We start from the raw sequence: 21,034 nt of genomic DNA, 5'->3' as shown, positions 1-21,034 counted from the left end.
CGCCATTGCCCACCTCTCGCCCGGGCGAGCCCATCCCGCGCCCGGGACAGACACGGCACAGGCACGGCGCGGGCACGGTGCGGCGCGGGAGCCGTCCGCCCCACCGGTTACGCTCCTGTTCTTCGAACGCGGCGCCCGGCCCGCGCCCGCACGGCGGAACACGGCGGGCACCTCACGACCCGCGTACGGATCGACGCACAGGGAGCCCGGAGCATGTCCAAACATCAGCGGTGGAGCCGGCTGCTGGAGTTGCTGGCGGCCAAGGGCCGGCTGGAGGTCGACGAGACGGCCGCGGAGCTGGGGGTCTCACCCGCCACCGTCCGCCGGGACCTCGACGAGCTGGCGGAGCAGCAGATGCTCGTCCGGACCCGGGGCGGAGCCATCGCGCACGGGGTCTCGTACGAACTGCCCCTGCGGTACAAGTCGTCCCGGCGCGCCACGGAGAAGCAGCGCATCGCCGCCGCGGCCGTCGAACTCGTCGACGAGGGAGCGGTCGTCGGCCTCAACGGGGGGACGACCACGACCGAGGTGGCGCGCGCCCTGGCCCTGCGGGTGGCCGGCGGGCGGCCCGGCGGCGCCGAGGCGACGGCGCCGATGTACACCGTCGTCACCAACGCCCTCAATATCGCGGGCGAGCTGGCCGTACGGCCCCAGATCAAAATCGTGGCCACCGGCGGCGTGGCCCGCCCGCAGTCGTACGAGCTGGTGGGCCCCCTGGCGGCCGGAGTACTGAAGGAGGTCGTCCTCGATGTGGTCGTACTGGGAGTCGACGGCCTCGACCCCGAGCTGGGCATGATGACCCACCAGGAGGAGGAGGCGAGTATCAGCAGACTGTTCGCCGAACGCGCTCAGCGCGTCGTCGTGGTCGCCGACGCCTCGAAGCTGGGCAGGCGGGCCTTCGCCCGGATCTGCGGACTGGACCGGGTCGACATCGTCGTCACCGACTCGACGGCGCCGGCGGACACGGTCGCCCGCCTCGGGGACCTCGGCATCCGGGTACTGGCGGTCTAGAACCGCTACGCCCCCGCCGCACTCGCCGACCCTGCCGCCCTCGCCGCACCCGCCGGCCCTGCCGCCCCCGCCGCACCCGCCGTCTGCGGCGGCCCCACAGCCCCGGGAATCACCGCCGCCCCGCCGCCCCCACGGCTCGGAATACGCCTCAGGCTTCCCCCTCGGTGTCGCCGCCGCCCTCGGGGCGGCGGGACCGGTGCGCCCGGACCTTGTGCCGGTTGCCGCACCGCTCCATCGAGCACCAGCGGCGGCGGCCCGGGCGGGACGCGTCCACGAACACCAGTCGGCAGTCGTCCGCGCCGCACTCCCGGACGCGGTCGGCGTACGGGCCGGTGAAGAGGTCCAGAGCGTCCCGGGCCACCGCCGACAGCAGTTGGGCGCCGGTGGCGCCGGGCACCCACGCCCGGGTGCCGCCGGGGCCGAACCGGGGTACCGGTGGTGGCTGCGCGGCTGCGGCGTCGACGATCGCGAGATCCGCCGGATCCGGCTCCCGGCCGTGGATCCGCGCGGACGCCAGCCGGTACACCGCGTCCCGCAGCGACCGGGCGGCCGTGACCTCCGCCGGGACGACCCGGGGGGCGAGCCCGTCCGGCAGTCTGCTCCGCCCGGCCCATTCCACCAGGTCGGCGGGTTCGTAGAGCGACTCCCAACGGGCCAGTTCGCCGGGGCCGCCGGTGAGCAGCAGCTCCAGACAGAGCGTCCCGGCGTCGAAGCGGAAGGAGCCGCCGGACGGGGGACGGAGGAGGAACCCTCTTGCAACGTCAACCATGTAACCACTATAAACGGTTACATGACGACTGCACCACTCCACTGGAAGCTCACCATCGACGCCGCCGACCCCCTGGCCCAGGCCGACTTCTGGGCCGCCGCCCTCGGCTACCGGGTCGAGGACCACAGCAGACTGATCGCCGGACTGCGCGAGGCGGGCCATCTGCCGGAGGGGGCGACGACCGAGCGGTACGGCCGGGACGTCTGGCTCGATCTGGCCGCCGTCCGCCATCCGGACGACCCGTTCGACGAGTACAAGGACCTGGGCCTGGGCCGCCGGCTGCTGTTCCAGCGGGTCCCGGAGGCCAAGACCGTGAAGAACCGGCTCCACCTCGATCTGCATGTGGGAACGGAACGGATCCCGGCGGAGGTCGAGCGGCTGCGCGCACTCGGCGCCACCGTGCTCTACGAGCAGCGGCAGCCGATGGGCGTCTGGACGACGATGGCCGACCCCGAGGGCAATGAGTTCTGCGTGGAGTGACGGTTCGCCGACAGCCGCCGCCCGCCCGGTCGGTCGCCCCCGGCCGGCCCCTTCACCGGCGCCCGCGTCCCGGTCGCAGCGATCGGGACGCGGGCGCCCGGGTGTCCGTATCCGACGGAAAATGACGCGGAAGCGATCGTTCCGGAACCATCTTCGTCAGCACTTCTGTTCTGTATACGAACACGACTGACCGGTTTCCGCCCTTGACGGTCCATCACGCTCTCCCGGACTCTGAGCACCGCGCACCACTGCTCCAGCGCCCTGGAACCCGCCATTCCGGGGCGGCCCGTTCGTTCCGTCCTGTCCCCGTACGGAATCCCGGAGCCCCCCTATGAGACTCTCCGTTTCCCGTCAGTTCCCCCGTCTCCCCAGACGGGGCATCGCCGGAGCGGCGATAGCCCTGGCCGGGCTGGTGGCGACCGCCGCACCCGCGGCGACGGCACCCGCACCGGCCGCACCCCCGGCAGCCGCGACGGCGGCCCTCTCCCCGGCGGCGGCACTCGCCCCGCCCGACATACCCCTCGCCAATGTGAAGGCGCATCTGGCCCAGCTCCAGTCGATCGCCTCGGCGAACGGCGGCAACCGGGCCCACGGCCGCCCCGGCTACCGCGCGTCCCTCGACTATGTGAAGGCGAAGCTGGACGCCGCCGGATACACCACCTCGATCCAGAGCTTCAGCTACGGCGGCGCCACCGGCTACAACCTGATCGCCGACTGGCCCGGCGGCGACCCGAACCAGGTGCTCATGGCGGGTGCGCATCTGGACTCCGTCTCCTCCGGTGCCGGGATCAACGACAACGGCTCGGGCTCCGCCGCCGTCCTGGAGACGGCCCTCGCGGTCTCCAGGGCCGGGTTCCAGTCCGGGAAGCATCTGCGGTTCGGCTGGTGGGGCGCGGAGGAGCAGGGCCTGGTCGGCTCCCGTCACTACGTCAACAACCTCCCGGCCGCAGAGCGTTCGAAGTTCTCCGGCTATCTCAACTTCGACATGATCGGCTCCCCGAACCCCGGCTACTTCGTCTATGACGACGACGTCCAGCTGGAGAAGGTCTTCAAGGACTACTTCGCCGGGCTCGGGGTCCCCACCGAGATCGAGACCGAGGGCGACGGCCGCTCCGACCACGCCTCCTTCAAGAACGCGGGTATCCGGGTCGGCGGGCTGTTCACCGGCGCGGGCCGGACGAAGACCGCCGCCCAGGCCCAGAAGTGGGGCGGTACGGCGGGCCAGGCGTTCGACCGCTGCTACCACTCCTCCTGCGACACCACGGCGAACATCAACGACACCGCCCTCGACCGCAACAGCGACGCGGTCGCCCACGCCATCTGGACCCTGGGCGCCGGAGGCGTACCGCCGGGCGACAGTTACGAGAACACCGCCGATGTGGCCATCCCGGACAACGGCGCCGCCGTCACCTCGACCGTCACCGTCTCCGGCCGGACCGGGAACGCCCCGCCAGCTCTCTCCGTCGGGGTCGACATCCGGCACACCTGGCGCGGCGATCTGGTGGTCGATCTGCTGGCGCCGGACGGTACGGCCTACCGGCTGAAGAACTCCAGCGGCAACGACTCGGCGGACAACGTCATCGCCAGCTATACCGTCGACGCCTCCGCCGAGCCCGCCAACGGCGACTGGAAGCTCCGCGTCCAGGACGTCGGCCCGCAGGACACCGGCTACATCAACAGCTGGAAGCTCACCTTCTGACCGGGTGGCGGCCTCCGCGACCCGGGTGCCGCCACCCGCACCACCACCCCGCGCCATCCGTACGATCCGCACCGTCCCGGCCGTGACGCCGAGAGCCGCTTCGGAACCGCCACCCCCCACCGGCTGCATGCGTGTGCCTCCACCGCACACGCGTGCAGCCATGTCCGGGTACGGCTCCGGAGCCGTACGGCCCACCCGGCACCCGTCGCACAGCCCCGGCGCCCGGCAGACTGCCCCGGCGGACAACGAGCAGCGGACGGCGCACGACGGTCAGGCCGTGATGTCCTTGGTGGTGAACCGCGCCCAGGCGGCCGACCCGAACACCGCCGCGTAGAGCGCCTGGAGTCCCAGATTCCGCTGGATCCCGTCCCAGTGGACCGGCTCCCGCAGCAGATCCGAGAACGACAGCCAGTGGTGCGGGAAGAGATAGGGGTGGATCGCGTCCAACTGCGGGATGGTGCCGAGGATCTGGACCGTGATCAGCAGACCGACCGTGCTGGCCATCGCCGCGATCCCGCTGCCGGTGAGGGTGGACACGAAGAGCCCGAGGGCGGCGAGCCCGGCCAGGGAGAGCGCGACGACCAGGGCGACCAGGGCGGCACGTATCAGTCCGTCCCCGAAGGAGATCCGGGTCCCGGAGATCGTGGTGATATCGCCGAGCGGGAAGAGCACGGCCCCCACCGCCAGGGCGGAGACCGCCACGACCAGGGTCGCCAGCAGACAGAACACCAGCGTCGTGGCGTACTTGACCAGCAGCAGCCGGGTCCGCCCGGCGGGGGCCACCAGCAGATATCTCAGGGTCCCGGCCGCCGACTCCCCGGCGATCGCGTCGCCCGCGACGACCCCGACCGCCATCGGCAGGAAGACCGGCAGCGTGGCGGCGAGCGCGGCGAAGACCAGGAACAGTCCGTTGTTGGTGATCTGGGAGATGAAGGCGGGGCCCTCCTCGGCCCCGCCGCCGACCCGGCCGCCGTCGCCGGTCTCGATCCGTACGGCGATACCGATCAGCAGCGGCACCGCCGCCAACACCCCGAGCAGGGCGATCGTCCGCCAGCGGAGCAGGGTCACCACCAGTTCGGACCGGAAGAGCGCCAGCGCCGCCGCTACGGCGCCCGGTCCGGCGTCCCGCCCCGGCGCGCCAAAGACCACGGCCTCCGCCGCGACCGCGGACGCCCCCGCCGCCGGACCGGCACCGGGCGGCTCGGTCGTCGCCGCGCCACCGGCCCCCGTGGACTCCGCGGCAACCCCCACGGAGCCCGGCTCCGGCTCAGCCCGCGACATCGAACCCCTCCCCCGTCAGCGCCATGAACGCGTCCTCCAGCGACGCCCGCTCCACCCCGAAGCCGCGGACCCGTACCCCGGCGGCGACCAGCGCGGCGGTCAGCTCGGCCAGTTCCACCTCCGGGCCCGGCGGGTCGCCGGTGACCCGGCCGCCGTCCGGTTCGACGGCGACCTCGGTGATCCCCCGCTCCTTGAGCAGCCGGGCCGCCTCGTCCGTGTCCGGGGTGATGACGGTCAGCCGCCCCCGGGCCCGGGCCGCCAGCTCCGCGACGGGCCCCTGGGTCAGCAGTCTGCCCCGGGCCATCACCGCCGCGTGGGTACAGACCTGCTCGATCTCGTCCAGCAGATGGGAGGAGAGGAAGACCGTGGTCCCGTCGGCGGCCAGCTCCCGGACCAGGGCCCGGATCTCCCGCATGCCCTGGGGGTCGAGGCCGTTGGTCGGCTCGTCCAGGACGAGCAGTCGGCGGGGGCGCAGCAGGGCGGCGGCCAGCCCCAGCCGCTGCTTCATGCCCAGGGAGTACGCCCTGGCCCGCTTCCCGGCCGCCGAAGTCAGCCCGACCCGCTCCAGGGCCGTACCGACCCGGTCCCGGCGGGTCCGGGGGTCGGCGGTGGGGTCCGCGGCGTCGAACCGCAGCAGATTGTCCCGTCCGCTGAGGAAGCCGTAGAGCGCCGGGCCCTCGATCAGGGCGCCCACCTGCGGCAGTACGGTCCGGGCCGCGCCGGGCATCGGTCCGCCGAGTACGGTGGCCCGCCCGGCCGTGGGTTCGATCAGACCCATCAGCATCCGGATGGTGGTGGTCTTGCCGGAGCCGTTGGGGCCCAGGAAGCCGAAGACACTGCCCGCGGGCACGGTGAGATCGAGCCGGTCCACGGCGAGCTGCCCACCGCGATAGCGCTTGGTGAGCCCTCTCGTCTCGATCACGGCCTCCGGCACCGCAGTCGTCATGCGCTCCCCCGCCCTCTCCCTCGGCTTCCCGCCGGATCCCCGGATTCCCGGATCCTTCCTCCCGCGATACTCCTCCACCGGGCCGCCCGTCGGCGCGGCGGCCCGGTGGAGGAGCGGCCCGCTCGTCAACGGCCGGCGCGGAACCACGGACCGCCCGTCGGCGGCCCGGGCCGTGTCACTTGTCCGCGTTGGCGGCCTTGACCAGGGCGTCCTTGGTGACGGCGCCCGCGTAGACCGTGCCGTCGTCGGTGATCAGCGCGTTCACCAGGCGGGTCTTGAAGACCGTGCCCGTACCGAAGTCGCCCTTCACCGAGTCGGTCATCCCGCCCAGGAGATCGCCGACCTCCGACGGCAGTCCGCCCTCGCCCCCGGCCACGGCGCCCGCGCCCTCGGCGGGCCCGGTCCTGACGATCGTGGTCCAGCCCTCGCCGATCACATTCACGCCCTCGGGGCCGGCCGGCCCCTTGCCGTCCTTCGCCCCGCCCTTCAGCTCCTTCTCCAGTTCCTCCCCGAGCGCCTTGCCTTCCCGCTCCAGGGACTCGCCGGCCTTCTCGGCCTCCGCGCGCAGCTCCTCGGGGCCCGTCACCTCGGCGCCCTTCGGCGGGGTGAAGTCGAAGGTCGAGGCGGCGGGCTTGCCGAAGTCGACCTTGGTGAAGCCGATGTCGATCGCGGCCTTGCCGCCGGAGGACGGCACCACGGTGAACTTCAGCGGCGTCCCGGTCTCGGAGTCGACCGCGATCCGTACCGAGCCGACGGTGGAGTCGTTCTGCTTGGGCTTGACGACCAGCTGGTACGCCGTACGTCCGGCGACCCGGGCGGTGCCGTCGACGGTGACCGACGTGGTCTCGTCGGCGGCCTCCAGCACCTCCTGTGCCAGCTCCCGGGGCGTCGGCGCCTCCGTCCCCGCGTCCGGCAGCCCCGGGAGAGCCCCGGCGGCCTCGCCGCTCTTGCCGCTCTTGCCGTTCTTGCCGTCCTTGCCGTCCTTGCCGGCGCCGGCGGTGCCGGGACCGGCGTCCTTCTGGTGGAAGACCTCGTTCGACGCGCTGTCGTACGCCCACAGCTCGTTCCCGTTGCGGATGAGGCTGTACTCGGAGGTCTTCTCGACGATCGACACCTTCTGCCGGTCGGGCCCGTCGACCGCGACCCGCAGGGTGTGCGAGCCGGTCGCCAGCTCCATCAGCTTGGCGTCCGGGGCCGCCGACGATCCCGTCTTCCCGCCGCCCTCCGCGGCACCCGCGGCGGCGCCCGACAGGAAGGACTCGCCGAGGCCCCCGAAGTCGGGGAGCCCCAGATCCGTACTGATCTTGACGGTGCCCGAGAGCCGCTCGGTGTCGGAGGCCGCGATCCGCTCGACCAGCTCCTGCGCGCTGATGCCGGGCAGGTCGGGGTCGCCGGAGGCGGCGAGGGCCGGGACCAGACCGATGGTCGCCGCCGCCACCCCTGCCACCGCGACCGGAAGGGCGTAACGCGCCGCGCGGCGGCGGCGCACGGTGGTCGCGCCCGTCTCCTGATTGGTCTGTGCGCTGTCGTCGTTCGGTGCCATGGTGTGGACTACCTCCGTGGTCGGTCAGGAGCAGTGCATCCATCTGACCAAATCACCGTCGTCCGGGCGTCAATCCCCGGGAGCAAATGGGTGTACGACTGTGGGATGAGGGTTCCCCCGACACGCTCCCCCATTCGGTGACACCTCGTCGAGACCTCTGTCATCCCGGGTGGTACGCGGCGATCAGGGTTTCCGCGCGGGAGCGCAGGAAGTCCGTCGTCAGACGGGCCCGCCGGGCGAGCCACTCGGCGTCCCCCGCCAGGTCGGGGCCGTCGCCCACCGAGTCAGGGTCGTCCCCCGCCGGGTCGGGGCCGTCGCCCGGTGCCCCGTACCGCCGTCGCCGGACATCCGCCACGACCTCGGCGGGAGCCCCCAGTTCGGCCAGCACCCCGAACGCCTCGGCCTTGGTGATCAGCCGCCCGTCCGTGAGGGTGACGGCGGCCCTCGGCAGGGCCAGCATCGCGTAGTCGACCCAGGTGTCCTGCCGGAACAGCTCCTCGTCGGCACAGCGCGGCAGCAGTTCGTCCCGGAGCTGTCCGTGGACGTACTCCCGCAGTTGTCGGTCCGTCATCCCGGGGAGTAGTCCGTCGACCGGGCGCCCGTGCAGGACCCGGCCGAACCGGTGCAGCTCGGCCCGGGTCACCGGGCTCACCGGCCGTCGGAAGAGTTCGTTGAAGGCCCAGGTCAGATGGTCGTGCCCGGGGTCGGCCAGCTCCGCCACCGGCATGAAGGAGCAGTGCAGCCGGGCCGCGAGGGGTTCGTCGCGGGCCAGCCGCCGGTGCAGTCCGGCCAGCCGCTCCTCCTCCGCCGGGGCGCAGGGCCGTTCGAGGACGGCGATCAGATCGAGGTCGGAGCGGCCCGGCCGGTAGTCGGTCCCCTCCGCGATGGAGCCGTGCACCCAGAGCGCGATCAGCGGTACGGGCTCCGGAAGCTCGGCGGCGTAGCGGGCGAGTATCCGCTCGGTCTCCGGGTCGGCTGCCGGGCCCGGCCCCGGGGCGCTTTCGGCGGTCATCGGCGTCCGGTCGTCATCGGCGGTCATCGTCGTCCCGTCGTCGGCGGTCATCGGCCGTCAGCCCGCGCGGTGCACCACGGCGTCGCACAGTTCTTCCAGTGCGGCCTTCGCGTAGCACTCGGGCAGCGGGCCCAGCATGGAACGGGCCTCCTCGGCGTACCGGACGGTGTCCTTCCGGGCCTGTTCCAGGGCCGGATGGGCGCGCAGCCGGGTCAGCACCTCGGCGTGCCGGGCGTCGTCGGTGAGGTCGCCGTCGAGCAGGGCGACCAGTTCGAGGTCGTCGGCCATGCCCTGGGCCTCGGCCCTGGCCCGCAGATGGAGTACGGGGAGGGTGGGGATGCCCTCGCGCAGATCCGTACCGGGCGTCTTGCCCGACTCGTGGGAGTCGCTGGCGATGTCCAGGACGTCGTCGGCGAGCTGGAAGGCGACGCCGAGCCGCTCCCCGTACTGGGTGAGGATGTCCGTGACGCCCTCGTCGGCGCCGGACATCATCGCGCCGAAGCGCCCGGAGACCGCGATCAGCGATCCCGTCTTGCCGCCGATCACATCGAGGTAGTGCGCCACCGGGTCGCGGCCGTCGCGCGGTCCTGCGGTCTCCAGGATCTGTCCGGTGACCAGCCGTTCGAACGCCTCCGCCTGGATCCGTACGGCCTCGGGGCCGAGGTCGGCGAGGATGTGCGAGGCGCGGGCGAAGAGGAAGTCGCCGGTCAGGACCGCGACCGAGTTGCCCCAGCGGGCGTTGGCGCTGGGCACGCCGCGCCGGACGTCCGCCTCGTCCATCACGTCGTCGTGGTAGAGCGTCGCCAGGTGGGTCAGCTCCACGACCACGGCGGAGGGCACGATTCCGGGCGCGTACGGGTCACCGAACTGGGCCGCCAGCATCACCAGCAGCGGCCGGAACCGCTTGCCACCCGCACGGACGAGGTGCTGGGCCGCCTCCGTGATGAACGGCACCTCACTCTTGGTGGCTTCGAGCAGACCCGCCTCGACGGCCGACAGTCCGGTCTGGACATCGGCCTCAAGAGCCTGGTCCCGCACGCTCAGCCCGAACGGCCCGACGACGGTCACGAGGGGATCTCCTGTCTGCTGATAATCACACGGATTGTCGATGTGTCGCTGGATTCACTCAAGTCAGCGTATCCGGTCACGTTTGGATCACCATGGGCGCCTTCCCGCCGCCACCGGTATGTTCGTGATCAGTAGATACGACCACAGGTGAGCCTTTCGGCGGTATCGGCGACGGTACCCGTGACCGTACCGGTGAACGGCTCCGGGACCGCCCCCGGAGCAGGTCGCCGGACGCCCGCGGAACCGCCTCCCCGCGGCCCCCGGCCGGGGGCCGTGACCGGCGGCGGGCCCGCCCCGGGCATCGAGGCCGCGCCATGCGCCAGCACCGTCGGTACGCCGCACACCCACCGTCCTCCCACCCCGGGTCCGCGCGCTCCGCGCCGCCCCCACCGACCGGAACGGATCATCCCGGTTCCGGGGCCGCGCCGGAACCCGACCGGTACCGTACCGGCCGGTACGAGTCGGCTTCCCCGGGCCCTGTCCCCTACACCCCGCCGGCGCACGGTGGCCACATCCCGCCGGTGTACGGCGACGGCCCGGCGGAACCGGCCGGCCCACCCCGCCCACAGCCCGGCCCGACGGCCGCACCCCGGTACGACACCGGCCCGGCCGCGCGCCACGCCCCGGCACCCGGTCCGGCGGGCGGTCCCGCCACGGCACCCGGCTCTGCGTCCGTCACCGCACCCGGCGCCGCCCCGCCCCCGTACGACACCGGCCCCCACCCCGTCCGCCACGACGACCTCCTCGTCCCCCTCTCCGACGGCACCCTGCTGCACGCCCGGCTCTGGCGGCCCCGAACCGGCGCCCCCGCCCCCGTCCTCCTCGAATACGCCCCCGGCCGGCTGACCGACACCACCACCGCCCGGGACGCCCGCCGCCACCCCTGGTACGCGTCCCACGGCTACGCCTCCGTCCGCGTCGACGCCCGCGGCCACGGCTGCGGCGAGGGCGTCCCGGCCGCGCCCTGGGGCGGCCCGGACCGCGGCCCCGCCCAGGACGCCGCGGCGGACGCCGCCGACGCGGCCGAGGTGGTGGAGTGGCTGGCGGCCCAGCCGTGGGGCGACGGCCGGATCGGGATGTTCGGCCTCGGCCCGGGCGCCACCCTCGCGCTGCGCGTCGCCGTCCTGGCCCCGGACCCGCTGCGGGCGGTCGTCGCGGTCGGCGCGACCGTCGACCCGTACCAGGAGGACGGCGCCCACCTCGGCGGCACGGTCGCCGCCGACGCCCTGCACGCCCGCTCCACCGCCCTGCTCTCGGCGCTCTGCCGCCCGCCGGACCCCCGCTACGCCGGGGCCGACGTCTGGCGCGACCGGTGGACCGCCCGGCTGGCCGCCGTGGCACCGCCGCTGCACGGCGCCCTGGCGCATCCGCTCCGCGACGACCACTGGCCCGGCTGGACCGGGGCCGACGCCGGGGCCGTCCGCGCGGCGGTCCTGGCGGTCGGCGGCTGGTACGACCCGGCCCGCGACACCGTCCTCCGGCTGCTGGAGACGCTCCCCGCCGACCGGGTGCGCGGACTGATCGGCCCCTGGGCCCGGCACTATCCCGACGAACCGGGGCCCGGCCCGGCGATCGGCTTCCTGCACGAGACCCTGCGGTGGTGGGACCACCATCTGCGCGGCGCCGCGTCGGCGCCCGTACCCCCGCTCCGGGCCTGGATCACCACCCCGGCGGACCCCGCGAACACCGAAACCGGCACACACACCGCCGCACCCGAGGGACCCGAGGGACCAGTCCCCGGAACCCGCGCCTCCGGCTGGGTCACCGAACCCGCCTGGCCCTCCCCCGCCGTCCGGACCGTCCCCCACATCCTGCGGGGCGACCCCGTACCCGTCGCCTCCCCCGCGCACACCGGCGCGGACGCGGGCCGCCCGCTCCCCGAGCCCGGCCGGACCGCCGATCTCCCGCCCGATCAGCGGGAGGAGGACGCGCGCTCCGTGTGCTTCGAATTCCCCGTCCCGGGTGACGGCCTGACCGTGCTCGGCCGCCCCCGGGTCACCCTGCGGCTGCGGCTCGACGTCCCGTACGGCCGGATCGCCGTACGCCTGTGCGATCTGGCACCCGACGGCTCGTCGGCGCTGATCACCCGGGGCGTACGGAACACCGCCGCCCGCGACGGGCTCGACCGGGCCCGGGCCTGGCCCCCGGGCGCCGTCGAGGACGTGTCGTTCGACCTGGCGGCGGCCGGATACGCGGTACCGCCCGGCCACCGGCTGCGGCTCGCGGTCTCCTCCGCCTACTGGCCGTGGCTCTGGCCGCCGGCCGGTCCCCCGGCGGAATTCGTCCTGTTCCCCGAGGGCTCCCGGCTGGACCTCCCGGTCCGCGATCCCGATCCGCCGGGGACTCCGCCCGTCGCCCTCGGCCCGCCCGAACGCGTCGAGCCCCTCGGCGTGGTCTCCCCCGCCCCGCTCACCGCCCCGGCCGGACGCCGCCCCGAACACGCCCTGATCCGGGACGTCGGTACGGGCACCTGGCGGCTGGAGACCGATCCGCGGCCCCTGGGCGCGGACGGCGCGAGCCGGGTGCACCCCGACGGTCTGGAGGTCTTCGAGGACGCCCGGGAGATCCGGACGATCCGGGCCGGTGATCCCCTCTCCGCCCGCGCGGAGACGGAGTGGACCGTACGGTTCCACCGCCCCGATCTCGGCTGGGACATCACCGTGGAGACCCGCTCCGCCCTCTACTGCGACGCCGACGATCTCGTCGCCGAGGACGAGGTCAGCTGCCGGGACAACGCGGCGGGGCCGGGGCACCGGGGCGAGCCGGTCTTCCACCGAAGTTGGGTGAAACGTTTCCCCAGAACAGCGGGATGATCGCGCCCTGCCGGTCCCTTGCGTCCCCCACGTAACGTGTCCCCCACATCGTGAAGAGCACCGTGCGCCCGGCCGTCCACGGCACCCGCCGTACGGCCCCGCACAGAATCGGAAACGAGGCACGCGCAGATGTCCGAGCAGAGCCCGCTCGATCTGGCCGAGGGCGACCCCTTCGGCCCGCACAACCTCCCCTACGGCGTCTTCTCCACCGCCGCCGAGCCCGACCGCCGCAGGGTCGGCGTCCGGATCGGGCGGTCTGTGCTCGACGCGGGGGCGGCGGCCCTCACCCTCGGCTCCCCGTACGCCGCACTCCTCGACCGGCCCACCCTCAACCCCCTGCTCGCGGCCGGACGCACCACCTGGCGCGACGTCCGCCGCGCGCTCACCGCCTGGGTGACGGTCCCGGCCCACCGGACCGCCGTCGAACCCCTGCTCCACCCGTTGGAGGAGGTCACTCTCCACCTCCCGTACGAGGTCGCCGACTATGTCGACTTCTACGCCAGCGAGCACCACGCCACCAATGTGGGCCGGATGTTCCGCCCCGACGGCGAGCCCCTCACCCCCAACTGGAAGCATCTGCCGATCGGTTACCACGGCCGCGCGGGCACCGTCGTGGTCTCCGGTACGGAGGTCGTACGCCCCCGGGGCCAGCGCAAGGCCCCCGCCGACCCGGCGCCCTCCTTCGGCCCGTCCGCCAAGCTCGACATCGAGGCCGAGGTCGGCTTCCTGGTCGGTACGCCCACGGCGCCCGGCGACTCCGTACCGCTCGGCGACTTCCGCGACCACGTATTCGGCCTCTTCCTGCTCAACGACTGGTCGGCCCGGGACATCCAGGCCTGGGAGTACGTGCCCCTGGGCCCGTTCCTCGGCAAGTCCTTCGCCACCTCCGTCTCGGCCTGGGTCACCCCGCTGGAGGCCCTCGACGCGGCCCGTACCGCGCCGCCCGCCCGGGACGTCCCGCCGCTGCCCTATCTCGACGACTCGGCCGACGAGGAGCCGGGCGGCTTCGACATCCGGATCTCCGTGGCCGTCAACGGCCGGGTGGTCGCTGAGCCCCCGTTCGCCACCATGTACTGGACGGCGGCCCAGCAGCTCACCCATATGACGGTCAACGGCGCGTCCCTGCGCACCGGCGACCTCTTCGCCTCCGGTACGGTCAGCGGCCCCGAGGTCCACCAGCGGGGCTCCCTCCTCGAACTCACCTGGAACGGCCGCGACCCCTTCCCCCTGCCCGACGGTGACCGCACCTTCCTCCAGGACGGCGACACGGTCACCATGACGGCCTGGGCCCCGGGCCCCGACGGCATCCGGGTCGGCCTCGGCGAGGTCACCGGCCGGATCGCCCCGTCCCGCTGACACCCCGAACACCGCCCCCGCCCCCATGGGCGGACACACCCGGGCCCGGTCTCCTGTCGCAGGAGACCGGGCCCGGGTGCGTAACGCCGGAAAGACGGGGCCGAGCGGAATCAGCGGACGAAGACGCTCGCCTGGCCCGCCAGATCGAGGAAGTACTGCGGGGCCACCCCCAGGACCACGGTGACCGCCACACCCACACCGATCGCGCCGACCGTCAGGCCCGAGGGGACCGCGACGGTGGGGCCGTTCGGCTTGGGCTCGCTGAAGAACATCAGCACGATCACCCGGATGTAGAAGAACGCCGCGATCGCCGAGGAGATCACACCGACCACGACCAGCGCCCCGGCCCCGCTCTCCGCCGCCGCCTTGAAGACGGCGAACTTGCCGGAGAAGCCCGAGGTGAGCGGGATTCCGGCGAAGGCCAGCAGGAAGATCGCGAAGACCGCGGCCACCAGGGGCGAGCGGCGGCCGAGACCGGCCCACTGGGAGAGATGGGTCGCCTCGCCGCCCGCGTCGCGGACGAGGGTGACGACCGCGAACGCGCCCAGCGTCACAAAGGAGTAGGCGCCCAGATAGAAGAGGACGGACGAGACCCCGTCCGGGGAGACCGCGATGACCCCGGCCATGATGAATCCGGCATGGGCGATCGAGGAGTACGCCAGCAGCCGCTTGATGTCGGTCTGGGTGATGGCGATGATCGCCCCCGCCAGCATGGTCAGGATCGCCACGCCCCACAGCAGCGGCCGCCAGTCCCACTTGAGGCCCGGCAGCACCACGTACATCAGCCGCAGCAGGGCGCCGAACGCGGCCACCTTGGTCGCCGCCGCCATGAAGCCCGTGACGGGGGTCGGGGCGCCCTGGTAGACGTCCGGGGTCCACATATGGAACGGGACCGCGCCGACCTTGAAGAGCAGACCCATCAGGATCAGGGCGGAGCCGATCAGCAGCAGCGCGTCATTGCCCATGGTGTCGGCGAGGGCCGGATCGACGGTCCGGACCGACCCGTCGACGACCTCGGCGATCCGGCCGTACGAGACGGAGCCCGCGTACCCGTAGAGCAGGGCGATCCCGAACAGCAGGAACGCCGAGGAGAACGCCCCCAGCAGGAAGTACTTGACGGCCGCTTCCTGGGACATCAGCCGCTTGCGGCGGGCCAGCGCGCAGAGCAGATAGAGCGGGAGGGAGAAGACCTCCAGCGCGATGAAGAGCGTCAGCAGATCATTGGCCGCCGGGAAGACCAGCATGCCCGCGACCGCGAACATCGCCAGCGGATAGACCTCGGTGGTGGTGAACCCGGCCCGGACCGCGGCCTTCTCGTTCTCACTGCCGGGGACGGCCGCCCCCTGGGCGGCGAAGGAGTCCACGGCGCTGCCGTGGGCCTCGGGGTCGAGCCGGCGTTCGGCGAAGGTGAAGACCGCCACCAGGGAGACCAGCAGGATCGTGCCCTGGAGGAAGAGCGTCGGGCCGTCGATCGCCATGGCGCCCATCGCGGCGATATTGACCTTCGAGGTGCCGTAGCCGCCTTCGGCCAGGCCGACGACGGCGGCGAAGGCGGCGACCAGCGCCACCGTCGCCAGGGCCACCTGGGCGTAGTACCGCGACTTGCGCGGCAGAAACGCCTCCAGCAGCAGGCCGACGATCGCCGCGCCGACCACGATCAGTACCGGCGCGAGCTGGGCGTACTCGATATCCGGTGCGTTGATCTTGTCGACCGGCTCGGCCGCCGTCGTCCACAGGGTGTGGACAGCTGTCGGGCTCACTTGGCCTCCACCTCCGGCCGGGGGTCCTTCTTCTGTACATCGGACATGGTGTGCTCCACGGCCGGGTTGACGATGTCCGTCAGCGGCTTGGGGTAGACCCCGAGGAAGAGCAGCAGCGCGATCAGCGGGGTGATCACCGCCAGCTCACGCGGCCGGAGGTCGGGCATGCTCCGGACCTCCTCCTTGACCGGGCCGGTCATCGTCCGCTGGTAGAGGACGAGGACGTAGAGCGCGGCCAGCACGATGCCGGAGGTCGCGACGATCCCGGCCACCGGATAGCGGGCGAAGGTGCCCACCAGGACCAGGAACTCGGAGACGAACGGCGCGAGACCCGGCAGTGAGAGGGTCGCCAGACCCCCGATCAGGAAGGTGCCCGCGAGAACCGGGGCCACCTTCTGCACTCCGCCGTAGTCGGCGATCAGCCGGGATCCGCGCCGGGAGATCAGGAATCCGGCGACCAGCATCAGCGCGGCCGTCGAGATCCCGTGGTTGACCATGTAGAGCGTGGCGCCCGACTGGCCCTGGGAGGTCATCGCGAAGATGCCCAGGACGATGAAGCCGAAGTGCGAGATGGAGGCATAGGCCACCAGCCGCTTGATGTCCCGCTGGCCGACCGCGAGCAGCGCCCCGTAGACGATGCTGACCAGGGCCAGCACCACGATCACCGGGGTGGCCCACTGGGACGCCTCCGGGAAGAGCTGGAGGCAGAACCGGAGCATCGCGAAGGTGCCGACCTTGTCGACCACGGCGGTGATCAGTACGGCGACGGGCGCGGTCGCCTCGCCCATCGCGTTGGGCAGCCAGGTGTGCAGCGGCCACAGCGGCGCCTTGATCGCGAAGGCGAAGAAGAAGCCGAGGAAGAGCAGCCGTTCGGTGTTGGTGGCCATCTCCAGCTCACCGCTGGCCCGGGCCGCGGCGATCTCGGTGAGCGAGAAGCTCCCGGCCACGACATAGAGGCCGATCACCGCGGCCAGCATGATCAGCCCGCCGACCAGGTTGTAGAGCAGGAACTTGACCGCCGCGTACGACCGCTGGGCCGCCGCGTTCTCGTCGCTGCCCTGGTGGGCCCGGTCCCCGAAGCCGCCGATGAGGAAGTACATCGGGATGAGCATGGCTTCGAAGAGGATGTAGAAGAGGAAGACGTCGGTGGCCTCGAAGGAGAGGATCACCATCGCCTCGACCATCAGGATCAGCGCGAAGAAGCCCTGGGTGGGCCGCCACCGGGAGTTCGACTCGCCCCGCGGGTCGGCGTCGTTCCAGCCGGCCAGGATCACGAACGGCACCAGCAGCGCGGTGAGCGCGATCAGTACGGCACCGATGCCGTCGACGCCCAGTTCGTACCGGACCCCGAAGTCGGAGATCCAGGCATGGGATTCGGTGAGCTGGTAGCGCGCGCCGTCCGGTTCGAACCGGACCAGCACGATCGCCGCCAGGGCCAGCGTGACGAGGGAGAACAGCAGCGCCAGGGTCTTGGCTGCCCCCTTGCGCGCGGCGGGCACGGCGGCGGTGACGATCGCCCCGACTGCCGGGACCAGCGCCGTCGCCGTAAGGAGCGGGAAGGACATCGCAGTTACACCGCCCTCATCAGCAGAGTCGCGGCGATCAGCACCGCCGTACCTCCGAACATCGAGACGGCGTACGAGCGGACGTAGCCGTTCTGGAGTTTGCGCATCCGGCCGGAGAGTCCGCCGACCGTCGCCGCCGTGCCGTTGACCACGCCGTCCACCAGGGTGTGGTCGACATAGACCAGGGAGCGGGTGAGGTGCTCGCCGCCGCGGACCAGGACCACATGGTTGAAGTCGTCCTGGAGCAGATCGCGGCGGGCGGCCCGGGTGAGCGCCGAGCCGCGCGGCGCGGTGACCGGTACGGGCCGGCGGCCGTACATCCACCAGGCGATCGCGACCCCGACCACCATCACCACGACGGTGGCGGTGGTCACGGTGAGCGCGCTGACCGGCGGATTGCCGTGGCTCTCACCGGTGACCGGGGCGAGCCAGTGCAGGAAGCGGTCGCCGATACCGAAGATCGCGCCCGCGAAGACCGAGCCGAAGGCCAGCACGATCATCGGGATCGTCATGGTCTTGGGCGATTCGTGCGGATGCGGCAGCTCGCCCTTCTCGTCGGGCTGCCAGCGCTGCTCGCCGAAGAAGGTCAGCAGCATCACCCGGGTCATGTAGAACGCGGTGATCGCGGCGCCCAGCAGGGTGACCCCGCCGAGGATCCAGCCCTCGGTGCCGCCCTTGGCGAAGGCCGCCTCGATGATCATGTCCTTGGAGAAGAAGCCGGAGAGGCCGGGGAAGCCGATGATCGCCAGATAGCCGAGGCCGAAGGTGACGAACGTGACCGGCATGTACTTCCGCAGACCGCCGTACTTGCGCATGTCGACCTCGTCGTTCATGCCGTGCATCACGGAGCCCGCGCCGAGGAAGAGCCCGGCCTTGAAGAATCCGTGGGTCACCAGGTGCATGATGGCGAAGACATAGCCGATGGGGCCCAGTCCGGCGGCGAGGATCATATAGCCGATCTGGGACATCGTGGACCCGGCGAGGGCCTTCTTGATGTCGTCCTTGGCGCAACCGACGATCGCACCGAAGAGCAGTGTGACCGCGCCGACGATGACCACGACCATCTGAGCGTCCGGCGAGGCGTTGAAGATCGCGCCGGAGCGGACGATCAGATAGACACCGGCGGTCACCATGGTGGCCGCGTGGATCAGGGCCGAGACCGGGGTCGGGCCCTCCATCGCGTCCCCGAGCCAGGACTGCAGCGGCACCTGCGCCGACTTGCCGCAGGCGGCCAGGAGCAGCATCAGCCCGATACCCGTCAGGGTCGCCGAACTCGCCTCGTCCGCCGAGGCCAGCACCGGCGCGAAGGCGAAGGTGCCGAAGGTGGTGAACATCAGCATGATGGCGATCGAGAGGCCGATGTCACCGACCCGGTTGACCAGGAACGCCTTCTTCGCGGCGGTGGCGGCGCTCGGCTTGTGCTGCCAGAAGCCGATCAGCAGATAGGAGGCGAGACCGACGCCCTCCCAGCCGAAGTACAGCAGCAGATAGTTGTCGGCCAGCACCAGCAGCAGCATCGCCGCCAGGAAGAGGTTCAGATAGCCGAAGAAGCGGCGGCGGCGCTCGTCGTGCTCCATATAACCGATGGAGTAGACATGGATCAGGGTGCCGACACCGGTGATCAGCAGGACGAACGTCATCGACAGCTGGTCGAGCTGGAAGGCGATGTCCGCCTGGAAGCCCTCCACCGGGATCCAGCTGAACAGCTTCTGGTGCAGCAGCCGCTCGTCCGCGGGCTTGCCGACCATGTCGGCGAAGAGGACCGCGCCGACGACGAACGACGCGGCGGAGAGCGCCGTACCGATCAGATGACCGGTCCGGTCGAGCCGCCGCCCGCCGCAGAGCAGGACCGCCGCTCCCAGCAGGGGCGCCGCGATGAGCAGCGCAATCAGGTTCTCCACGATTCAGCCCCTCACAGCTTCATCAGGCTGGCGTCGTCGACCGAGGCCGAGTGGCGGGAACGGAACAGCGACACGATGATCGCGAGCCCCACCACGACCTCGGCGGCGGCGACGACCATCGTGAAGAACGCGATGATCTGGCCGTCGAGGTTGCCGTGCATCCGGGAGAACGAGACCAGTGCGAGATTGCAGGCGTTGAGCATCAGCTCGATGCACATGAACACCACGATGGCGTTCCGCCTGATCAGGACCCCGGCCGCGCCGATCGTGAAGAGCAGGGCGGCGAGATAGAGGTAGTTGACCGGATTCACCGACTGGCCTCCTCTTCGTCCCGGTCCTGATCGCGTCCGGCGCCCGGCGGGTCGGCCTGTCCGGTGGCGGCGTTGCCGGGCTCCCGGCCGAGCCGCTCCTCGGAACGCTGCTCCAGCGCCTTGAGGTCGGCCATCGCCTGGGCTGAGACGTCGCGGATCTGACCGCGCTCGCGCAGGGTGCCGCTGACGGACAGCTCGGACGGGGTGCCGTCGGGCAGCAGGGCGGCGATGTCCACCGCGTTGTGCCGGGCGTAGACACCGGGGGCGGGCAGCGGCGGCAGGTGCTTGCCCTCGCGGACCCGCTGCTCCGCCAGCTCGCGCTGGGTCAGGGCGCGTTCGGTGCGCTCCCGGTGGGTGAGCACCATCGCGCCGACGGCGGCGGTGATCAGCAGGGCGCCGGTGATCTCGAAGGCGAAGACGTACTTGGTGAAGATGAGGGCGGCCAGACCCTCCACATTGCCGCCGCGGGCGGTGTTGGCGGCGCCCAGGCCGTTGAACGTCTCCAGGGAGGCGTTGCCGATCCCGGCGATCAGCAGGATGCCGAAGCCGAGTCCGCAGGTGAGGGCGAGCCAGCGCTGCCCCTTCAGGGTCTCCTTGAGGGAGTCCGCGGCGGTGACGCCGACCAGCATCACCACGAAGAGGAAGAGCATCATGATCGCGCCGGTGTAGACCACGATCTGGACGACGCCCAGGAAGTAGGCGCCGTTGGCCAGGTAGAACACCGCGAGGATGATCATGGTCCCGGCGAGGCAGAGGGCGCTGTGCACGGCCCGCCGCATCAGGATCGTACAGAGCGCGCCGATCACCGCGACGGTGCCGAGGATCCAGAACTGGACGGCCTCGCCCGTCGATGTGGTGCTCGCCGCCAGGGCGGCGAGCCCGGCCGGGTCGAGCCCGGCCGGCTGCGGGCCGGTCATGCGTCCACCTCCTCGCCCTTCTCCCCCTTGGATACGGCGACCTGGCGGACCGTGCCGGGCGCGGCCTCGGTGACCTGCCCCCGGTAGTAGTCGCCCTCGTCGGTGCCGGGGTAGATGGCGTGGGGCGTCTCGACCATGCCTTCGGTGAGCCCGGCGAGAAGCTGTTCCTTGGTGTAGATCAAGTTCTCGCGGGAGCTGTCGGCCAGCTCGAACTCGTTGGTCATGGTCAGCGCCCGGGTGGGGCACGCCTCGATGCAGAGCCCGCAGAGGATGCAGCGGGCGTAGTTGATCTGGTACACCCGGCCGTACCGCTCACCGGGGGAGTACCGCTCCTCCTCGGTGTTGTCGGCGCCCTCCACGTAGATGGCGTCGGCGGGGCAGGCCCAGGCGCACAGCTCGCAGCCGACGCACTTCTCCAGGCCGTCCGGATGGCGGTTCAGCTGGTGCCGGCCGTGGAAGCGCGGCGCCGTGACCTTCGGCTGCTCCGGATACTGCTCGGTCAGCCGCTTCTTGAACATGGCCTTGAAGGTCACGCCGAACCCGGCCACCGGATTCAGGGACTTCTCCTCCGAAGCCGAAACCGAAGCCGAATCCGGCCCCGA

16 protein-coding genes and 1 pseudogene are annotated in these 21,034 nt (G+C 72.0%); 5 read left to right on the top strand and 12 right to left on the bottom strand.

The window, feature by feature from the left end; translation table 11 throughout:
* The first annotated feature begins 213 nt into the window (after positions 1-213).
* Positions 214-1,011 (top strand): DeoR/GlpR family DNA-binding transcription regulator, encoded by a 798-nt coding sequence (locus ABZ714_RS08430; RefSeq protein WP_358824376.1) that lies wholly within the window; start codon positions 214-216, stop codon positions 1,009-1,011.
* Positions 1,012-1,159: 148 nt separating this feature from the next.
* Here ABZ714_RS08430 and ABZ714_RS08425 read toward each other — a convergent pair whose 3' ends face one another.
* Positions 1,160-1,780, bottom strand: a complete 621-nt coding sequence (locus ABZ714_RS08425; protein WP_358824375.1) for an ABATE domain-containing protein — start codon at positions 1,778-1,780, stop codon at positions 1,160-1,162.
* A gap of 21 nt (positions 1,781-1,801) precedes the next feature.
* Here ABZ714_RS08425 and ABZ714_RS08420 point away from each other — a divergent pair, with 21 nt between their 5' ends.
* The gene (locus ABZ714_RS08420) at positions 1,802-2,260 is read left to right on the top strand and encodes a VOC family protein (protein ID WP_358824374.1); all 459 of its coding nucleotides are present in this window, start codon (positions 1,802-1,804) and stop codon (positions 2,258-2,260) included.
* Between the two features lie 331 nt (positions 2,261-2,591).
* Positions 2,592-3,959, top strand: coding sequence for a M28 family metallopeptidase (locus ABZ714_RS08415; protein WP_358824373.1), 1,368 nt, complete (start codon positions 2,592-2,594; stop codon positions 3,957-3,959).
* A gap of 270 nt (positions 3,960-4,229) precedes the next feature.
* On the opposite strand, the gene ABZ714_RS08410 is transcribed toward ABZ714_RS08415, so the two are convergent.
* From ABZ714_RS08410 to ABZ714_RS08390, 5 genes are all read right to left on the bottom strand, one after another.
* The gene (locus ABZ714_RS08410) at positions 4,230-5,240 is read right to left on the bottom strand and encodes an ABC transporter permease (protein WP_358824372.1); all 1,011 of its coding nucleotides are present in this window, start codon (positions 5,238-5,240) and stop codon (positions 4,230-4,232) included.
* Entirely contained in the window at positions 5,227-6,186 is a 960-nt protein-coding gene (locus ABZ714_RS08405; protein ID WP_358824371.1) for an ABC transporter ATP-binding protein, read from the bottom strand. Before ABZ714_RS08405 ends, ABZ714_RS08410 begins: the two co-directional genes overlap by 14 nt.
* 175 nt (positions 6,187-6,361) lie before the next feature.
* Positions 6,362-7,729 (bottom strand): DUF2092 domain-containing protein, encoded by a 1,368-nt coding sequence (locus tag ABZ714_RS08400; protein WP_358824370.1) that lies wholly within the window; start codon positions 7,727-7,729, stop codon positions 6,362-6,364.
* Positions 7,730-7,889: 160 nt separating this feature from the next.
* Complete coding sequence (locus tag ABZ714_RS08395; RefSeq protein WP_358824369.1) at positions 7,890-8,792, bottom strand: nucleotidyltransferase; 903 nt, start codon at positions 8,790-8,792, stop codon at positions 7,890-7,892.
* 6 nt (positions 8,793-8,798) lie between these two features.
* Positions 8,799-9,809, bottom strand: coding sequence for a polyprenyl synthetase family protein (locus ABZ714_RS08390; RefSeq protein WP_358824368.1), 1,011 nt, complete (start codon positions 9,807-9,809; stop codon positions 8,799-8,801).
* A 521-nt stretch (positions 9,810-10,330) separates the two neighbouring features.
* On the opposite strand from ABZ714_RS08390, the gene ABZ714_RS08385 reads away from it, so the two are divergent.
* Entirely contained in the window at positions 10,331-12,622 is a 2,292-nt protein-coding gene (locus tag ABZ714_RS08385; protein ID WP_358824367.1) for a CocE/NonD family hydrolase, read from the top strand.
* Positions 12,623-12,751: 129 nt separating this feature from the next.
* On the top strand, positions 12,752-13,978 hold the full coding sequence (gene fahA / locus ABZ714_RS08380) for a fumarylacetoacetase (protein WP_358824366.1): 1,227 nt from the start codon (positions 12,752-12,754) through the stop codon (positions 13,976-13,978).
* Between the two features lie 110 nt (positions 13,979-14,088).
* Here the strand turns inward: fahA and nuoN are convergent, their stop codons facing one another.
* From nuoN to nuoI, 6 genes and pseudogenes are all read right to left on the bottom strand, one after another.
* Positions 14,089-15,738: an NADH-quinone oxidoreductase subunit NuoN gene (nuoN, locus tag ABZ714_RS08375; RefSeq protein ID WP_358824365.1), complete on the bottom strand. Its 1,650-nt coding sequence runs from the start codon at positions 15,736-15,738 to the stop codon at positions 14,089-14,091.
* Positions 15,735-17,303, bottom strand: coding sequence for an NADH-quinone oxidoreductase subunit M (locus tag ABZ714_RS08370; protein ID WP_358824364.1), 1,569 nt, complete (start codon positions 17,301-17,303; stop codon positions 15,735-15,737). The genes nuoN and ABZ714_RS08370 overlap by 4 nt, the downstream gene beginning before the upstream one ends.
* Before the next feature lie 5 nt (positions 17,304-17,308).
* Positions 17,309-19,204 (bottom strand): NADH-quinone oxidoreductase subunit L, encoded by a 1,896-nt coding sequence (gene nuoL / locus ABZ714_RS08365; RefSeq protein ID WP_358824363.1) that lies wholly within the window; start codon positions 19,202-19,204, stop codon positions 17,309-17,311.
* Between the two features lie 11 nt (positions 19,205-19,215).
* Entirely contained in the window at positions 19,216-19,515 is a 300-nt protein-coding gene (gene nuoK, locus ABZ714_RS08360) for an NADH-quinone oxidoreductase subunit NuoK (RefSeq protein ID WP_358824362.1), read from the bottom strand.
* Positions 19,512-20,432: an NADH-quinone oxidoreductase subunit J gene (locus tag ABZ714_RS08355; protein ID WP_358824361.1), complete on the bottom strand. Its 921-nt coding sequence runs from the start codon at positions 20,430-20,432 to the stop codon at positions 19,512-19,514. The genes nuoK and ABZ714_RS08355 overlap by 4 nt, the downstream gene beginning before the upstream one ends.
* A pseudogene (nuoI, locus tag ABZ714_RS08350) lies at positions 20,429-21,007 on the bottom strand (NADH-quinone oxidoreductase subunit NuoI); the annotation flags it as partial. The pseudogene nuoI and the gene ABZ714_RS08355, both read right to left, overlap by 4 nt.
* Between the last annotated feature and the right edge of the window lie 27 nt (positions 21,008-21,034).

This window comes from Streptomyces sp. NPDC006798, from assembly GCF_040635975.1.
GTDB lineage: Bacteria > Actinomycetota > Actinomycetes > Streptomycetales > Streptomycetaceae > Streptomyces.
Note: the sequence above shows the minus strand (reverse complement) of the source record. Positions and strands in the feature narration are given on the sequence as shown.

Coding starts and splice junctions, on each gene's coding strand:
- ABZ714_RS08430 (WP_358824376.1), top strand. CDS start 214: ATGTCCAAACATCAGCGGTGGAGCCGGCTGCTGGAGTTGCTGGCGGCC.
- ABZ714_RS08425 (WP_358824375.1), bottom strand. CDS start 1,780: ATGGTTGACGTTGCAAGAGGGTTCCTCCTCCGTCCCCCGTCCGGCGGC.
- ABZ714_RS08420 (WP_358824374.1), top strand. CDS start 1,802: ATGACGACTGCACCACTCCACTGGAAGCTCACCATCGACGCCGCCGAC.
- ABZ714_RS08415 (WP_358824373.1), top strand. CDS start 2,592: ATGAGACTCTCCGTTTCCCGTCAGTTCCCCCGTCTCCCCAGACGGGGC.
- ABZ714_RS08410 (WP_358824372.1), bottom strand. CDS start 5,240: ATGTCGCGGGCTGAGCCGGAGCCGGGCTCCGTGGGGGTTGCCGCGGAG.
- ABZ714_RS08405 (WP_358824371.1), bottom strand. CDS start 6,186: ATGACGACTGCGGTGCCGGAGGCCGTGATCGAGACGAGAGGGCTCACC.
- ABZ714_RS08400 (WP_358824370.1), bottom strand. CDS start 7,729: ATGGCACCGAACGACGACAGCGCACAGACCAATCAGGAGACGGGCGCG.
- ABZ714_RS08395 (WP_358824369.1), bottom strand. CDS start 8,792: ATGACCGCCGACGACGGGACGACGATGACCGCCGATGACGACCGGACG.
- fahA (WP_358824366.1), top strand. CDS start 12,752: ATGTCCGAGCAGAGCCCGCTCGATCTGGCCGAGGGCGACCCCTTCGGC.
- ABZ714_RS08370 (WP_358824364.1), bottom strand. CDS start 17,303: ATGTCCTTCCCGCTCCTTACGGCGACGGCGCTGGTCCCGGCAGTCGGG.
- ABZ714_RS08355 (WP_358824361.1), bottom strand. CDS start 20,432: ATGACCGGCCCGCAGCCGGCCGGGCTCGACCCGGCCGGGCTCGCCGCC.